Origin of the sequence: Gordonia sp. ABSL11-1 (assembly GCF_030315685.1) — a bacterium.
Lineage (GTDB): Bacteria > Actinomycetota > Actinomycetes > Mycobacteriales > Mycobacteriaceae > Gordonia.
The window spans coordinates 16,446-31,163 of the sequence record NZ_JASXSI010000033.1 but is presented as its reverse complement, the minus strand read 5'-3'; the positions used below and the strand labels follow the sequence as shown (position 1 = coordinate 31,163).

The following is a 14,718-nucleotide window of genomic DNA, read 5'->3' as shown; positions in this document are numbered from 1 at the left end:
TGTTTCAGCGCGACTGTCGACGGCCTCGCTTGCGAAAGAGCGGTCGTCGAGAACGCTGCTCTGCCTTGGCTTCTCCACTCGCTTTGGTGCGTGCTTCCTCGGTTCGCGCCGCCTTGCGGCCGGCCCACGCGGCCACTGTGGCTTCGACGTCACGCGGCATGGTGATCAGCGGCGGCCCCGACGGCAGTTGGTGACGAGCGTGCATCACCTGCTCGTTGAACTGGGCGATCTCGTGTCGAACCGCCTTCTCGTTCGGTAGCTGATCGAGTTGCTCGTCGAGGGTGGCGTCGTCCTTGCGCAACTGAATGGAGGGCGGCAAGAAGGCCAGTCCCTCACGCTTCATGAATCTCTTGAGCCACCAGTCGGGGTCATGGGCATCGGACAGATCGAGGGGCTTACCGCTGCCGGGAAGGTCATCGAAATCGCCCCGTTCGATCGCCTTACGAATATGCCTGTCGGCGAGCAGCGCAATCGCTGTCTCGGCGTCAAACGCGAAAGCGGAGGGGTTGCAGAATGTGAGGGGCAGCTCGTGCTCCGGCGTCATCAGTACTCCATCTCGCGAACTATTTAGGTCATATGTATTATGTCACTTGTATTGTAAAAGAGGGGTCCAGGTGCCGAAGCAGGTTGATCATCACGAGCGACGTGAGTTGATCGCTCATGCGCTCTGGCGCGTCGTTGACCAGCACGGCTGGGCGCGAGCGACTATGCGCGAAGTTGCCCGCGAGGCGGGAGTCTCGCTGGGGCAGTTGCAGCACTACTTCTCCTCACGCGCAGAGATGTTGGCCTTCGCGATGGAGTTCGCTTCCGAACAGACATCTCGCCGAGTCGCACGAAGCCTGGAGTCACTCGACCAACCTCCGCATCCTCGCGACGTGCTGCGAGTGGTCCTCACAGAGATGCTTCCTCTCCGATCCGATTCCCGCGCCACCAGCCGTATGAACGCGGCGTACGTGCTCGAAGCCATGCACGACCCATCGTTGCGTCAACAGGTTGGCCTCGGACTGCGAGATGGACGCGCGATGGTCGAACGACTCATCCGAGAGGCGATGAGCCAGGGGCATATCCGTCACGACAGCGACCCGGTCATCGAAACGGACCTCGTCCTTGCGCTGACCGGCCTCGGTCCCCTTCTCGACCTCGGCGTCATCGAACCGCCGGCGGCACTCGCAGCCATTGAACAGCATCTCGATCGACTCTTCGGACCCGCGTCATGATCGAGGCATCAATCGGTTGTTCATCGGGGTCGAGGCGAAAGCACCCGCCAACGCCTCGCCGCCACGAAGGGGGTCGTCGTGACGCGGCTGCCAATAGCACGTGTGCCACGGTGGGATCAGCTCGTGGCGATGAGTTTTCCATCCGTGCGCGGTCAGCCCCAATGACAGAACACCAACTCGAGATTGAGGAGATGTCCACTGCCACAGTACTTCTTGACCCTGCCCCATGACACCGCCGAGGAACCGACGATGGACTCGATGCAGGACATGGGCCCCGCCGAACTCGAGAAGGTGATGGCTGCGGTGGGAAGATTCAACGACGATCTCGCTGCGGCTGATGCCTCTGTCACCGCGGGCGGGCTGCATCAATCCTCCCTCCACCGCTATCACCGTCGACGCGACCGGCGACGTTCCCACCCATACTCCGGGACCGTTCGTCGAAGCGACCGAATACGTCGGCGGATTCTGGATCATCAATGCAGACAACGACGCCGCCGCGCTCACCTGGGCCGAACAAGCCTCCGCCGCACTGGGATCACGTATCGAAGTCCGCGCCTTCCAGGAAGAACCCCAGTGACGCGAGTCAAGCCGCGCCAGACTCGCGTCACACCACAGGTCCTTTTGCAGCCGCAACCACGACCTTTCGATCCTCGTTCGACAGGGGCACCTGCGTCCCAGACAGGATCATCTCCTCGAATCCGCGGTCGCGTTCCATCACGGTGATCGCGTACATCTTGTGCGTGGGTGACGTGTTGACGATCTGGTGCACACTACCCGCAGCCATGACGATGACGGTCCCCGACGACAGCAACCGGGTGTGTTCGTCGGAGTGCCCCACGCCCTCGCCGCGAAGAACCACGAATGTCTCGGACGACTCCGGATGGCTGTTCGGCGGCTGCGTGCCGAGCGGATCCCAGATTTCCAGGCAGACAGTGGTTTCCGATCCGGACGTCGCCGGGCCGGACAGTAGGGCGAGCGTGACGGTGTCGTCCGGGCTGATCTTGTAGCCGACGAGATCGTCGACGTCGATCACGAACGGTGGGATGGTCACGTGGCTCCCTCGGGTGCCGGGGGGCGTTGAATCGCGTGTATGCCCGACCGGGCGGCCGACGCGATCATCCGTTCGGTGAGTTCGCGATCGGCGTTCTCGCGCAGTGGATCGGTCGTGTCACGACTCCACACGGGCGCCCCACCGACGAATACCTCCCGCAGGTTGCGCAGACCGCACCCGAGCACGTACGAGGCGACCGGGTCCCAGATCGGTCCGGTGTGCGGTGACCTCGGATCGACGACCACGAGATCGGCGAACTTGCCGACGTCGAGCGAACCGACGCGATCGGCTGCTCCGATCGCCGAGGCCGACCCGATGGTGTGTAAGGCGAGAACGTCCGAGGGCGTCAGGATGGCCGGATCGCTGTGCAGGCCGCGCTGCAGGAACAGCCCGGTCCGCATGTTCTCGAACGGATCGGAGACGTCGGTGCAGGACTGGTCGTCGACACCGATCCCGACGGTGATCGAGTTCCGGAGCAGCCGAGGTACATCTGCGATCCCTGAACCGAGCCGTCCGTTCGACATCGGTTGCCACACCATTGCCGTGTCGGTATCACGCACGCGGTGCACCATCTCGTCGGTCGGATGGACGAAGTGACCGAACGCGAAACCCGGACCGAGCACGCCGGCCGCGTCGTACCAGCCGAACTTCGCCTGCTGGATTTCGATCTGTTCGGCGGTCTCCACGAAGTGAGCCTGGTTGGTGATCGTGTACCGGTCCATCAGTGCCCGTTCGCGTTCGGCGGTCACGGGGGACGACGACCACTGCACTGCCCCGTACACTGAGCCGCCGAGGCTCTGACCAGTCGGCACGGTGTCGAGGTGCGTCATCACCGCATCGAAAGCGGCGAAAGCCTCGTCTTCGGCCAGCTGTTCGTCATCGAGTCGGACACTGGTGACGAATCGGATACCGGAATCGGCGAGTCCGTCCACCTGGCGGGTGACGAACTCGGGTGAATGCACACGGGCGGCCGCGAGGACGGACTTCTCGTAGTCGAACAACGAGATGACCCGGGACTGGGTGAAGTTGTACACGGACGTGATGCCGCACGAGAGGTGATCCAGACCGCCGGCCAACGTCATCCAGTAGAGGTCTTCGGCTTCGGCACCCAGTAGCATCTGTCCGTTGAGCGACACCCACTCGTACAACGGACTGTTCGGTGCCACGCCGCGCATTCCCCCGGTGTAGATGTGACTGTGTGCGGAGACGAAACCCGGTGCGAGAAAACACCCGTCGAGGTCTCGCCAGGGCTGCGGTGCATCCGCCGGCGGGGTGCCTTCGCCGACCCCGGTGATCCGTCCGGACTCATCGACCGACAGCCAGCCCCAGAACCAGGTGCGGTCGCCGGTCACCGGCAACACCAGCGCGTTGACGAAGGTTCCTGCTGTCATCCCGGCAACACCTGTGCCGTCCACCCGTCGTGGGTGCGCCGAAACCGGGACCGCTGAGAGGGGCCCTCGGGGTCACCGCGCCAGAACGTGACCTCGTGGAGTTCGATCGCGAACCCGGTCCACGTGCTCGGCGGGGACAACTCGCCGTGGGCTCTGTCGAACTCGGCCCAGACGCGCCTGCGTTCTGCGGCATCGAGCGCTGCCGTTTCCGCGTCGTTGACCCACGCGAGCAGTTGCAGATAGCGCGACCGCCGAGAATAGGTCCGCCGCAACTCGTCGTCGGAGGCACGCTGCACCTCCCCATGCGCGACAACCTGGCGGCCGACCTCCGGCCAAGCCAGCGCGATCGCGGCGCGCGGATGCCCGGACAGTTCAGCTACCTTCGACGACCGGCTGTCCGTGTGGAAGTACACCGCGGTGGCGTCGACCTCACTGAGCAGAACATGCCGGACACGTGGGTACCCGTCGCGGCCGACGGTGGCCAACGCCATGAGTGGCGGGGGACTCTCGTCGTCCGGCAACCATCGATGCAGAAGCGCAACCGGATCGGAGATCAAGTACTCCTCGACTGGGCAATCAGCGCCGAAGCCGGTGCCGCTGGTGATCACGCCCGAACCCGTCCAGGATCGAAGTCAGCGATCTCGTCCAATGCGGCGACGAGCGTGTCGACCCGCTCGTCGAACAGCTTTTCACCGATGTCCGGGCGGGCGCCGGTGGGATCCCCGATGACTCCTGACTCGGCGAAATCGGTGGAGAGCCAGCCGAATTTGACCGTCTTGGTGAATCCGACGTGGACGGAGTCGGCCACCGCGACGGCAACGGACGACTCGGCCCGGTCCATGTGGACCAGATCCGGGCGCAGATACAGCATCATCGACGTTTCGGCCCACCCGGCGTGGATGCCGAGACCGCGTTCGGTCGGGCCGGGCTGCGCAGGGCCAGAAGCAAAGAAGGTCTGCAGATCGAAGCGTCGCCGGAGTTCTCGGGCGGCGACCTCGATCAGCGCGGAATTGCCGCCATGGGCGTTGAGAAACAGCAGACGTCGCGCCGGGGTCTGGGCGACACACGCGCCGATGTCGACGATGGTCTCGAACAGGGTACTCGCCCGCAGCCACATCGTGCCCGGAAGCTTCGCGTGTTCATCGGATTTGGTGTATCCGAGGGCAGGTAGGAGCCAGACATCGTGCCCGGCGGCCATGCCGCGTTCGGCCACAGCGTTCGACACCGCCTCGGCCACGATGAGGTCGGTGGCGAGCGGCAGATGCGGGCCGTGCGGCTCGATCGCGCCCGTCGGCAGTATCAGTATGGAGTCCTCCGACAGCGCCGCGGCGATCTGCGCCGTGGTGAGCTCGGCGTAGCGGTGCGTGCGAATCGGCACGGTCACATCCACCTCCCCGGATTGAGAAGCCCTTTCGGATCGGTGATTTCGGCCAGTGCCCGCACCCGGTCCGCATCCAGATCGACATACCACTGGTGGGGCGAATGCACACCGACACCGAGTTCTTCCAACGCCGCGACGCCGTCGATCACCTGCTGAGGCGAGTGGTAGATGCCGTTGAGCATCCCGAACATCATCTCGTGGCCGACCTCGAGATGCAGCATGCCGCCCTCGTAGACGGACTCGACCTCGTCGAGCCGGGTCACCAACGCGTCGCCTCGGACTTCCATGTGAAACCACTTGTCGGGCTGCGCCTTCTGCAACCACCACGTCGGGTGGTTGTAGGAGAGCGTGGACAGTTTCACCGTCTCGGCGATGCCTTCGCGTACCGCCTCGATGCGACCACTCGCGGTGGTGAGTATGTCGGCGGCCTGGTCGAGCACGCGAGCGTCGATGATGCCGCGGACGTTGGCGCGGCCGGACACGAACGCAGGGTCGTCGGGCAGGGCGTCGACGATTGCAGGACCGTCCGCCGAGAGCAAGCGGGGTTTCGGCTCGAGTGCCGCAACGTCGTACGCCGCGTCGAAAGCCTCACGGTGGGAAGCGAAACTGGCGTACACGCAGCGCCATTCCTGCCGTGGCTCGACGCGGACCGAGGCGCCCACGATGATGCCGGCGACGCCGTAGGTATGGACGAACGGCTGGGCGTCGTCGCCCTCGAGATGGACGAGCTCGGCGTCGTCGGTCGCGTACACGATGTCGAGAGCCTCGACGTAGCCCTGGTGATTGCGTCCGTGCACGATGGTTCCGGTGCCGGCGGATCCACCTGCGAGGAACCCGCCCAGCGTCGACTGCACGGTCGACGGGTACATCCACAACTGGCTGCCCCGCCCCCACGCGGTCTGCTCCAGAGTGATCATCCGTGCGCCCGCCTGTGCGGTGATGCAACGATCTGTCAGGGAGTGGATCTCGGTCAACGAGGTCATATCGAGGACGAGCCCGCCGAACCGGGGGATCACCTGGCCGTAGTTGCCGGTGCCCTTCCCCCTGGTGGTGATCGGTACGCCGCGCGCGACCGCCGCCCGCACGATCGACGGGACCGCATCCGCGGTGCGCGGGAAGCAGACGAGGTCGGGTGCGCCGAGATCCTGCGCCGAGAGGATGGGACTCATCCCGGAGCCGTCCCGCGCCGCGCGCCGCAATGCGCGGGGGAGCATGCTCACACCACGGGGCCCGAGGATGGCGAGCAGGTCGTCGGCGAGCGCCTCGACGTCGTGGGAGTCGAAGTCGGGCCGTCCGTCGTCGGTGCCGACGGCGACCACCGGGGCGGTCATGACGGCAGTCCCAGCGAGGTGTCGATGAAGCGGTTCGTCGAAACGGCGTCCGGCGTCAGGCCGTCGGCGACGGGCGTGCCCTGCTTGGCAAAGATGGGTGTGGTCACGTCGATGACCCGCTGGACGCGTGTGGTGTCGAAGTCGCCGATCGTTCCGTTCGGCCCGTTGCCGACGAGCTTGCGGTCCCGCATGGTCCGCACGGCGAAGTCGGCGTTGCGCTGGGTGTAGACCCAGCCGGTGTTGTACTGCTGGGCCGCGTCGAGGATGACCGTGTTCGCGGTGCCGGGATCGGCGAGGTAGTCGACCGCGCCTCGCTGGAGGACCGGCACGAGCTGTTGGAGGCACGCGGCGTTCTTCTCGAGCTCGCCGGAACGAATGGCCATGGCCGACTTGTACGTCGGGAAGCCGACGTCGTGCACCAGCTGATAGGCGATGGGCTTCTTCCAGCCCTCGACCTCTTCCTGGTACAGCTGGGGTTCGGAGCTGGCGTAGCCCTGTTGCGCGGAGCGACCCTGGTCGGCGACGAAGTTGGCCGGGCTGCCGTCGTAGCTGCCGTCGACCTGATCGGCCGAGAGGATCCCGGCGCCGGTCAGGTAGCTCATGTAGGTCGAGCCCTCGAAGTACAGTACGCGCGCCTTGGTGGGTTTGAGGTCGGCGATCTGCTTGACCTGTGGATAGGTCGCCGGGTCCCACATGATGATCTGCGGACTGATGTCGAGCGGAGCCATCACCGCGGTCGTCGGATTGGACGCCGAGTTCTGGATCGCCTGATCGGTGTCGACGTAGCCGAGAGTGATCGCGGGATCGGCATACATCTGAGACGTCACCGACTGATTGCCGATCGCGGGACCGCCGGCGCGTATCTCGATGTCGACACCGGTGTACTGGCCGCGGTCGAACAGCGGACCGACGACGCGTTTGTTGCCGGCGTTGATCTTCGGGTCGGGTCCGAGCAGCTGGTAGAGGTGGCCGTGCTCTGCCTCCGGGTTCCAGTCGGTCTGGACGACGATGGTGGAAGGGCAGTTGTCACTGAGGTCGACCGGTCCGACCGCGCCCGTGTAGCCGGACCCTTCGCTGCTGCCGCCGGATCCGCATGCGGCGGTGAACGCGAGTGCTGCGGCCAGTGCGGCGATGCCGGTGGTCGTGTAGAGGCGGCGTCTGGCGTTGGTTCTCATGGGTTCCTTCTCTGTGTGGTGGTGGCGGAGATGGCGAGTCATGTTTCTCGGCAGGGGGTCACCGCTGATACCAGCGCCCGACCATCCGGTCGCCGAGCCAGCCGAAGAACCAGAAGACGGCCACTCCCAACAGCGAGGCCAACACGATCGATGCGAACAACTCGGGTGATTGGAGGCGGGAACGGTAGTTGTCGATCAGGATCCCGATACCGGGATTGCCCTGCTTGAAGAAGAAGTCACCGACGATCGCACCGACCACCGACAGGCCGGCGGAGATCCGCAGGCCGGCGAAGATGGCCGGGGTGGCGGCGGGGAACTCCAGCTTGCGCAGGATGGTGAGCCGCCCCGGATGATGGAGCGCGAAGAGATCACGCATCTGGCGGTCGACAGAGCGCAGGCCGAAGAGCGTGTTGGACACGATCGGGAACAGCGCGATCAGCACACAGACGAATACGCGTGCGCTGAAGCCGAATCCGAACCAGAACCCGACCAGCGGAACCAGCGCGAGTATGGGAATACATTGCAGAACAACCGCATACGGGAAGAGGGCGTTCTCCATCATGCGGGACTGTGACATGATCACCGCCCATGCGATGCCGATGACTGCCGCGATGGCCAGGCCGGTGAGGGCCACCGTGGCAGTCCGGCCGAGAGCTTCCCACATCTCCGGTGCGGCGTCGCCGAGCAGACCATCGGTGATCACCTCGTGCGGCGGCGGCATCAGAAAGCGTCGAGCCGGATCGAGGATGGCGTAGCTGACCATGTACCAGGCGGCGACGACGAGCAACAGTACGACCAGTGGTCCCACGATTGCGCTGACCTTCCGGCGTGGGCGCCTACGGCTCCGAGTGCGTGCAGCGACAGTCATCTCGGTCGTCGATCGTGTGTCGGTGGGGTCGGTCGTCGTCATGAGTGGGCCTCCCTCAGCGCATGCGAGATGCGGCCGGCGATCTCGCCGAACTCCGGCGCGAAGCGCAGGTCGGGTGACCGGGGATGGTCGAACGGGACCTCGATCTCGTCGACGATCGTTCCGGGGCGTCCGGACATGACCAACACCCGAGAGGACAAGAACGTCGCCTCGGCCACCGAGTGGGTGATGAACAGTCCGGCGAACCGCTGGGCCGCGAACAGTTCGCTCAGTTCCACGCCGAGCCGCTCCCGGGTGATCTCGTCGAGCGCGGCGAATGGTTCGTCGAACAGGAACAGGTCGGGGTCGAGGGTGAGTGACCGTGCCAGCGACACCCGCATCCGCATACCGCCGGAGAGCATGTGCGGCAGATGCTTGTCGAAGCCGTCGAGCCCGACCGTGCTCAGTGCGTCCTCGGCACGACGTTTGCGTTCGCCCCGGGAGACGCCGTCGAGCTCGCCGAACAGGGACACGTTGTCCTTGACCGAACGCCATGGCAGCAAGGTGGCATCCTGGAAGACGTATCCGATACGTTCTGCGCCGCACTGCAGGTAACCGCCGGTCACCGTCTCGAGGCCCGCGGACAGCCGAAGCAGTGTGGACTTACCGCAACCGGAAGGGCCTACGACACTGACGAACTCGCCCTCTCGGACACTGAGGCTGACATCGCGCAGCGCGTGGGTGCCGTCCGGATAGGTGAGGTCGATGCGTTCGAACCCGACGAGCGGGTGGCCGAGCGCCGACCGGGTGGTCGAACCAGGTGTACTCATCATCTCTCCATGACGCTGGGAACGGGGGTCGGTTCGGCGGCGATCTCGGTGACCGCGGTCCAGGAGGTGGTCTCGGAGCGAGCGACCGGGACACCGTTCACGATCACCACGCGGTCGGCCGGTGCGCTGGCGATGGTGTCGATGACGTCGGTCGAGCGGACGGCGAGGAAGTCGGCGCGCGCACCGATCTGGGGTCCCGCCGGCTCGAGACCCAAGGCCGCTCGGGCGCTGTTCGTGACGAGTTCTGCAGCCGCGTGGGGTGACTGGTGCGCGGCGGTGACGAGAAGCGAGGCCGTCTCCAGGGGGTCGGCACGTCCGACCGGATTGAAGGGGTCGCGGATGTTGTCGGCGCCGGCGGCCACCAACACCCCGGCGTCGCGGAGCACGTCGATGGTGGTGATGCCGCGATGCCCGCCCGACGGACCGGACCGCCCCTGCAGGTACAGGTTCGTGATGGGGAGGGCGACCACCGACACCGAGGCGCGGGCCAGCATGCGCGCGATACGGGCCAGATCGTCGGCCGGCAGTGTGGCGAGGCGACTGCAGTGTCCGGCCGTGCGGATACGATCGCGCGGCCAGTCGGCAACCCGGCCCGCATATGCCTCGATGGTCAGATGGTCACCGTCGAGGAACTCGTCGATGTGCAGATCGGCTCCGACTCCGCGCTTCTCGGCGATGTCCAGGAGTCTGGTCAGCTCGGTGAGTGGATCGTCGGCGAGATGCGGTGCGCCACCGACCAGGTCCGCACCGGTGTCCAGTGCGTCTTCGACGAGCGCCGCGGGAGTACGGTGATTCGCGAGTACGGCGATCTGGACCGTCATCACCCCGTCCAGCTGCGCCCGGACGTGATCGAGTGCGCGGATCGCCCGTAGCGGATCCTCGTCGCCGAGGATGTCCACATGGGTGCGGACCGCAGTTATCCCGTTGCGCAACATCGACGTTGCCGCGCGGAGTGCGCGACGTCGGAATGACTCCTCGTCGAGGTGGACGCTCCCGGTGCGCCACGAGGTGATCGCGTCGGTGAGGTCGCCCAGTGGCGGTTGGAGCTCGGCCCAGGACAACGCCTTGTCCAGATGGGCATGCGGCTCCGCGGCGGACGCGGTGAGGACGAATCCCCGGAGGTCGAGCCAGTCGGGGCCGCGTTCCTGCGAGCGCGCGGGAGTGACGCGCTCGACGCGGACAACGCCGTCCGCACCGGTGGTCACGTCCAGGTCGACGAGCGAGCCGTCGGGCAACGTCCCGGTGATGCCCCGAACAGGTCGGGGAGATGTGGCCGGCATGGTGGCTCCAGTGGACTGAACTGAGTGGTGCGCATCGTCGCGCAGGGCAGTGGTTTCACCGTGGGCTGGGACGGTGGCGTGAGGCATGTGCTAATTGTTGACCACGTCAACAGGGACGAATATAGGGACGCGGTGTTGCCGACGTGTTAACCACGGGGGCAAGCGTGTAACCAAAGCTGGCCGACTGGAGGTGATGGGAGATGGCGCTCGACGAGCAGGACGAGGCGCAGGCGTCGCTGGGCGCCGAGATTCGCCGACGACGCAAGCAGCGAGGGGTGACGCTGACGAGTCTTGCTGAGCAAGCAGAGATTTCGCACTCGTTTCTGTCCCAGCTCGAGCGTGGATACGCGCGTCCCAGCATGACGACACTGGAACGTATCGCTCGCGCGTTGGAGACCACGCAGGTGAGTCTGATGCTGGCCGCGGATCCGGCGCGTGTCCGCCGCTCCCCGACATCCCCGGCGGGGGCACATGTGGTGCGATCGGATGAGGGCGCACTCTTGCCGCAGGCGGGGGACAGCGCAGGGTATGCCCGGCTCCTGGTCCGCGGTGAGGCCGCGGCGTTCTACCCGCAGGAGCAGGTGATCGCCCGGCGCGACTACCGCGAGTACTTCCAGCACGAACAGGACGAGTGGGTGCACGTGGTCGCCGGAGCGATCGAGATCGACCTGGGTGACAACCACATCATCGAATTGCACACAGGGGACAGTCTTTATTACGCTGGCGGCATCCCTCATCGGTGGCGGCTCGTCGGCCCCGAGGTCGCCCATCTGCTGGTGGTGCAGGCGTCACTGTAGGGGGGTTCCTGTGGCTGGGAAACGCGGCGGCGACGATCGCTCAGGCGAGGAGATCCCGATGTCGTTGTCATCCAACAATGTTCAAAGCCAGATCCGTGTTCGCATATCGTCGCGTCGACGCGTCGCCGACCGGATCGACGAGTTCGAGCTCACTCCGGTCGACGTCGCTTCGTTGCCTGCGTGGTCGGCCGGCGCGCATATCGACCTCACGACGCCGGCCGGACCGACTCGCCAGTACTCGCTGTGCTCCTCGCCGGACGAGGCCGGTACCTACCGGATCGCTGTGGAACGTCGCTCGGACAGCCGTGGGGGTTCGGTGTCCGTCCACGACGACCTTGCCGTCGGTTCGGAGGTCTGGATCAGCGCACCGCGCAATCACTTCGAACTCACGCGTGCTCTGGAGTATGTCTTTGTCGCCGGCGGTATCGGCATCACTCCGATGTTGACGCTGATCGAACAGGCTCGACATTCCGGTAGGCCTTGGCGACTCATCTACATCGGGCGTACACGCGCCGAAATGGCCTTTGCCGATGATCTTCTCGCGTGCCACCCGCGCCACGTCACGGTGCACGAGTCGAGTCACGCCGGTCGTCTGAATCTGGGCGTTGCGCTTGCCGGGCTCGCCCGTGGAACCGCCGTCTACTCGTGTGGGCCGCCGTCGATGATGGATGCGGTCGCCGACGCCTGCGCCGTACAGCCCGCGGTGGACTCGTTCGTCGAACGGTTCACTGTGTCTGTGCATTCCGCAGCCCCGAACGAGGCGTTCGAGTTGTCGTTGGCGTTCTCGGGAGTGACTGTGACTGTCCCGGAGGATCGTACGATAATCGACGTTCTGGCGGACCGGGGAGTGGTAGCGCCCTCGTCGTGTCGCGAGGGGATGTGCGGGACGTGTGAGACCGGGGTGGTCAGCGGCGAGGTGGATCACCGGGACTCGGTCCTGTCGCCAGAGGAGCGGTCGGAGAACGAGTCCATGATGATCTGTGTGTCTCGTTGTACGAGTGGCCGTTTGGTACTCGAGCTATGAGACCTCTCATCCTCACCGGCGCCGATGCCGTGATGGTCGACGGCGACACCATCGGCGCAGGTCCCGTCGTCGTCGATGGCGGTGTGATCTCCGACCGATCGACACCGGCGGACCCCGAGGTCGTCGATGTCTCCGGCTGCGTCATCACGCCCGGTCTGGTGAACGCGCATCATCATCTTCTGCAGACCGCGTTCCGGTCGCGGCAGGACACGCGATTCCGGTCGATGCAGGAATGGCTGGCGGTGATGTCGACGCGGTATTCGACGACGGGTGTCGAGCCCGAACTGACCGCTGCCGCAGCGTCGGTGGGTCTTGCCGAATCGCTGCTGTGCGGTGTCACCACGGTGGCCGACCATCACCTCACCTGGCCGCGTGATCAGGACCCGGTGGCGCTGGCCGGAGCCACGATCACCGCCGCCCGACGCCTCGGTGCGCGTCTGGTGTTCGTCCGTGGGACTGCGCGGGACGATCCGGAGACTGCGGCCCAGTCCGTCGTCGACATCCACGATGCACATCTTCCTGACGCGACGGACGGTGTCTCGGCCGACGGCTTGGTGCAGCTTGCGGTCGGACCGTCCGGGGTCCATGCCGACGGGCCCGAGACGTTCGCGGCGCTGGCCGAGGTCGCCGCCACTCTGGGTCTGCGGCGTCGAACGCAGGCGAATGAGCAGATCGATGTCGCGGTGGCCGCGGAACGCTACGGTCGGCGGCCGCTGGAACTCCTCGCCGACTGGGGATGGTTGGCCGAGGACGTCACTGTCGCGCATCTGTGCGATATCACCGATGCCGAGGTCGATGTGCTCGCGCAGTCCGGTGCGGCCGCAACGCATGCGCCGGGCTGTGATGTGCCGATGGGATGGGGTGTCGCTCGGGTCGCGGCGTTGCGCGCGGTCGGGATCCGGGTGGGGTTGGGTACGAGCGGCGGTGGAAGTAACGACGCCGGGCATTTGCTTGCGGATGCGCGCCTGGCCATGCAGTTGTCCGGCCTCATCGGCGAGCCCGTGTCTGCCCGCGTGTGTCTGGCGATGGCCACCGAGGGGTCGGCCGCCGGGCTCGGCCGTTCCGAGCTCGGCCATCTCCGCGCCGGTGCCGCGGCCGACCTGTGCGTGTGGGACTGCGCCGACGTATTCGACAGCGGGGTACCGGATCCCGTCGACGGCCTGCTGTGGGCGGGGCCCGGTCGCCGGCCGCGGGATGTGATGGTCGGCGGACGGTGGGTGGTGCGGGGTGGAACGCTTGTGACGGCAGACTCCAGGACGCTGGCGGCGGAACTCCGTGCGTTGCTTGTCGGCGACCCGCTGCTCTAGCCGGGCAGCAGAATCGTCAGACCCGCTCACTCTGAGCCCCTGGCACTGCTGGAGAGGAAATCTGTACTGGCTGAACGATCCGGCCATCGCGGTTCAGAGAATGAGACCTGCCGGTGCCACGCTGGATCATGACCGAAAAGCTCGAACTCTACTCGCTATGCCGGGAGCTGGGCATCCGGCCGTCGAGCGGGATCACGAAGTCGGGATCGATCTGAGCAAACGAGTGAGGATCTCGTCCACGAGGTCGACCCGGCCATGCGCCCGGGCGATCGCCATCGCGCGACGATGAGCATCCCGTTCTGCGTCGAGTTGCCTCAGTTCCCGGTGCCAGTCCGAGATTCATCAGTGGCACAACGAGAGGGATGTGGCTGTGCCGAAGCTGCGACGACTTGTCTGTCGGCATCATCCGAACACGCTATGGCTGTAAGGAACTGGCAGCACGCAGGACTCAAAGAGAGGAATGGTCAGGTCTCCATGGCATTCACCTCAAGGAGCAGACCTGCCTCGTTGTGCTCGTCGTAGCTGATGCTCAGGATGTCGCCGCTTCTTGTGGTCGCCTTGTAGACCTGCTCACTTCGCTCGAGGTTCGGTCTGCGTACCACTTCATGGAACGGGCCGTCGTTGACGCTGATCGTCGAACGCTCGACCTCTTCGGTGACGCCCGAACGGTCGAGAAGGGCCTGGCGAGTGGCGGGCGACGCGGTGCGTACCACGACCTTTGCCGACGAGTCGGGAAAAGACGGATAGTTCGTGCAGGAGACGACGTGTTCGTCGTCGGACAGGCGCAACCCCATGTCGGCCGCGTACGGCAGCACGTCATGACACGGATCACGGTGAAGGATGCGCGGTAGGACGAATCCGGCTGCGATCAACAGCACCAGGGCGACCCAGCCCAGGAACCACCAGTGCAGACGCACATGCGGCCTGGTCGATGTCACGTGGTCGCGCATGAATCCACGGTACGGACGACGTCGTGGCCGGGGAGCATCTTCATCACCTTGCGCGCTGTTCGTGTTCGTCACTCCCGACGCACTTCGAGCATCTGAACAATGCCAGTGCCCGTGGGAGTGTCGGCGTCCACGACGCA

General features: G+C 65.6%; 16 protein-coding genes. 5 read left to right on the top strand and 11 right to left on the bottom strand.

Features of this window, described 5'->3' with window-relative positions:
• Window positions 1-4: 4 nt before the first annotated feature.
• Window positions 5-544 carry a DnaJ family domain-containing protein gene (locus tag QSJ19_RS24360; protein WP_286323630.1) on the bottom strand — a complete coding sequence of 180 codons (540 nt, stop codon included), beginning with the start codon at window positions 542-544 and terminating at the stop codon, window positions 5-7.
• Here QSJ19_RS24360 and QSJ19_RS24355 point away from each other — a divergent pair.
• On the top strand, window positions 516-1,217 hold the full coding sequence (locus tag QSJ19_RS24355) for a TetR/AcrR family transcriptional regulator (RefSeq protein ID WP_286323629.1): 702 nt from the start codon (window positions 516-518) through the stop codon (window positions 1,215-1,217). The genes QSJ19_RS24360 and QSJ19_RS24355 overlap by 29 nt on opposite strands.
• 337 nt (window positions 1,218-1,554) lie before the next feature.
• The gene (locus QSJ19_RS24350; protein ID WP_286323628.1) at window positions 1,555-1,794 is read left to right on the top strand and encodes a YciI family protein; all 240 of its coding nucleotides are present in this window, start codon (window positions 1,555-1,557) and stop codon (window positions 1,792-1,794) included.
• 27 nt (window positions 1,795-1,821) lie between these two features.
• On the opposite strand, the gene QSJ19_RS24345 is transcribed toward QSJ19_RS24350, so the two are convergent.
• The 9 genes from QSJ19_RS24345 to QSJ19_RS24305 are packed head-to-tail and all read right to left on the bottom strand — an operon-like array spanning window position 1,822 to window position 10,503.
• Complete coding sequence (locus QSJ19_RS24345; RefSeq protein WP_286323627.1) at window positions 1,822-2,268, bottom strand: cupin domain-containing protein; 447 nt, start codon at window positions 2,266-2,268, stop codon at window positions 1,822-1,824.
• Complete coding sequence (locus QSJ19_RS24340) at window positions 2,265-3,659, bottom strand: amidohydrolase family protein (protein ID WP_286323626.1); 1,395 nt, start codon at window positions 3,657-3,659, stop codon at window positions 2,265-2,267. The genes QSJ19_RS24345 and QSJ19_RS24340 overlap by 4 nt, the downstream gene beginning before the upstream one ends.
• Window positions 3,656-4,267, bottom strand: coding sequence for a pyridoxine/pyridoxamine 5'-phosphate oxidase (locus QSJ19_RS24335; RefSeq protein WP_286323624.1), 612 nt, complete (start codon window positions 4,265-4,267; stop codon window positions 3,656-3,658). The genes QSJ19_RS24340 and QSJ19_RS24335 overlap by 4 nt, the downstream gene beginning before the upstream one ends.
• Window positions 4,264-5,037: a creatininase family protein gene (locus QSJ19_RS24330; protein WP_286323641.1), complete on the bottom strand. Its 774-nt coding sequence runs from the start codon at window positions 5,035-5,037 to the stop codon at window positions 4,264-4,266. The genes QSJ19_RS24335 and QSJ19_RS24330 overlap by 4 nt, the downstream gene beginning before the upstream one ends.
• Window positions 5,038-5,039: 2 nt before the next feature.
• Window positions 5,040-6,371 (bottom strand): FAD-binding oxidoreductase, encoded by a 1,332-nt coding sequence (locus QSJ19_RS24325; RefSeq protein WP_286323623.1) that lies wholly within the window; start codon window positions 6,369-6,371, stop codon window positions 5,040-5,042.
• On the bottom strand, window positions 6,368-7,546 hold the full coding sequence (locus QSJ19_RS24320) for a substrate-binding domain-containing protein (RefSeq protein ID WP_286323622.1): 1,179 nt from the start codon (window positions 7,544-7,546) through the stop codon (window positions 6,368-6,370). The genes QSJ19_RS24325 and QSJ19_RS24320 overlap by 4 nt, the downstream gene beginning before the upstream one ends.
• A 58-nt stretch (window positions 7,547-7,604) precedes the next feature.
• On the bottom strand, window positions 7,605-8,414 hold the full coding sequence (locus QSJ19_RS24315) for an ABC transporter permease (RefSeq protein ID WP_502876339.1): 810 nt from the start codon (window positions 8,412-8,414) through the stop codon (window positions 7,605-7,607).
• A gap of 38 nt (window positions 8,415-8,452) precedes the next feature.
• Window positions 8,453-9,223, bottom strand: a complete 771-nt coding sequence (locus tag QSJ19_RS24310; protein ID WP_286323620.1) for an ABC transporter ATP-binding protein — start codon at window positions 9,221-9,223, stop codon at window positions 8,453-8,455.
• Complete coding sequence (locus QSJ19_RS24305) at window positions 9,223-10,503, bottom strand: amidohydrolase family protein (protein ID WP_286323619.1); 1,281 nt, start codon at window positions 10,501-10,503, stop codon at window positions 9,223-9,225. The genes QSJ19_RS24310 and QSJ19_RS24305 overlap by 1 nt, the downstream gene beginning before the upstream one ends.
• A gap of 200 nt (window positions 10,504-10,703) precedes the next feature.
• Here QSJ19_RS24305 and QSJ19_RS24300 point away from each other — a divergent pair, with 200 nt between their 5' ends.
• Genes QSJ19_RS24300 through QSJ19_RS24290 form a run of 3 tightly spaced genes read left to right on the top strand, consistent with a single transcriptional unit; the run spans window position 10,704 to window position 13,631 of the window.
• A complete protein-coding gene (locus QSJ19_RS24300; RefSeq protein ID WP_286323618.1) occupies window positions 10,704-11,300 on the top strand; it encodes a helix-turn-helix domain-containing protein in 597 nt (198 codons plus the stop codon).
• Window positions 11,301-11,358: 58 nt separating this feature from the next.
• Window positions 11,359-12,324 carry a PDR/VanB family oxidoreductase gene (locus tag QSJ19_RS24295; protein ID WP_286323617.1) on the top strand — a complete coding sequence of 322 codons (966 nt, stop codon included), beginning with the start codon at window positions 11,359-11,361 and terminating at the stop codon, window positions 12,322-12,324.
• Window positions 12,321-13,631, top strand: a complete 1,311-nt coding sequence (locus tag QSJ19_RS24290; protein ID WP_286323616.1) for an amidohydrolase family protein — start codon at window positions 12,321-12,323, stop codon at window positions 13,629-13,631. Before QSJ19_RS24295 ends, QSJ19_RS24290 begins: the two co-directional genes overlap by 4 nt.
• Window positions 13,632-14,095: 464 nt before the next feature.
• Here QSJ19_RS24290 and QSJ19_RS24285 read toward each other — a convergent pair whose 3' ends face one another.
• A complete protein-coding gene (locus QSJ19_RS24285) occupies window positions 14,096-14,581 on the bottom strand; it encodes a hypothetical protein (RefSeq protein WP_286323615.1) in 486 nt (161 codons plus the stop codon).
• Between the last annotated feature and the right edge of the window lie 137 nt (window positions 14,582-14,718).

Excerpts from the sequence above, each read along its gene's own strand:
- QSJ19_RS24360 (WP_286323630.1), bottom strand. The coding sequence starts at position 544 with ATGACGCCGGAGCACGAGCTGCCCCTCACATTCTGCAACCCCTCCGCT.
- QSJ19_RS24350 (WP_286323628.1), top strand. The coding sequence starts at position 1,555 with ATGCCTCTGTCACCGCGGGCGGGCTGCATCAATCCTCCCTCCACCGCT.
- QSJ19_RS24340 (WP_286323626.1), bottom strand. The coding sequence starts at position 3,659 with ATGACAGCAGGAACCTTCGTCAACGCGCTGGTGTTGCCGGTGACCGGC.
- QSJ19_RS24325 (WP_286323623.1), bottom strand. The coding sequence starts at position 6,371 with ATGACCGCCCCGGTGGTCGCCGTCGGCACCGACGACGGACGGCCCGAC.
- QSJ19_RS24320 (WP_286323622.1), bottom strand. The coding sequence starts at position 7,546 with ATGAGAACCAACGCCAGACGCCGCCTCTACACGACCACCGGCATCGCC.
- QSJ19_RS24315 (WP_502876339.1), bottom strand. The coding sequence starts at position 8,414 with ATGACTGTCGCTGCACGCACTCGGAGCCGTAGGCGCCCACGCCGGAAG.
- QSJ19_RS24310 (WP_286323620.1), bottom strand. The coding sequence starts at position 9,223 with ATGAGTACACCTGGTTCGACCACCCGGTCGGCGCTCGGCCACCCGCTC.
- QSJ19_RS24305 (WP_286323619.1), bottom strand. The coding sequence starts at position 10,503 with ATGCCGGCCACATCTCCCCGACCTGTTCGGGGCATCACCGGGACGTTG.
- QSJ19_RS24300 (WP_286323618.1), top strand. The coding sequence starts at position 10,704 with ATGGCGCTCGACGAGCAGGACGAGGCGCAGGCGTCGCTGGGCGCCGAG.
- QSJ19_RS24295 (WP_286323617.1), top strand. The coding sequence starts at position 11,359 with ATGTCGTTGTCATCCAACAATGTTCAAAGCCAGATCCGTGTTCGCATA.
- QSJ19_RS24290 (WP_286323616.1), top strand. The coding sequence starts at position 12,321 with ATGAGACCTCTCATCCTCACCGGCGCCGATGCCGTGATGGTCGACGGC.
- QSJ19_RS24285 (WP_286323615.1), bottom strand. The coding sequence starts at position 14,581 with ATGCGCGACCACGTGACATCGACCAGGCCGCATGTGCGTCTGCACTGG.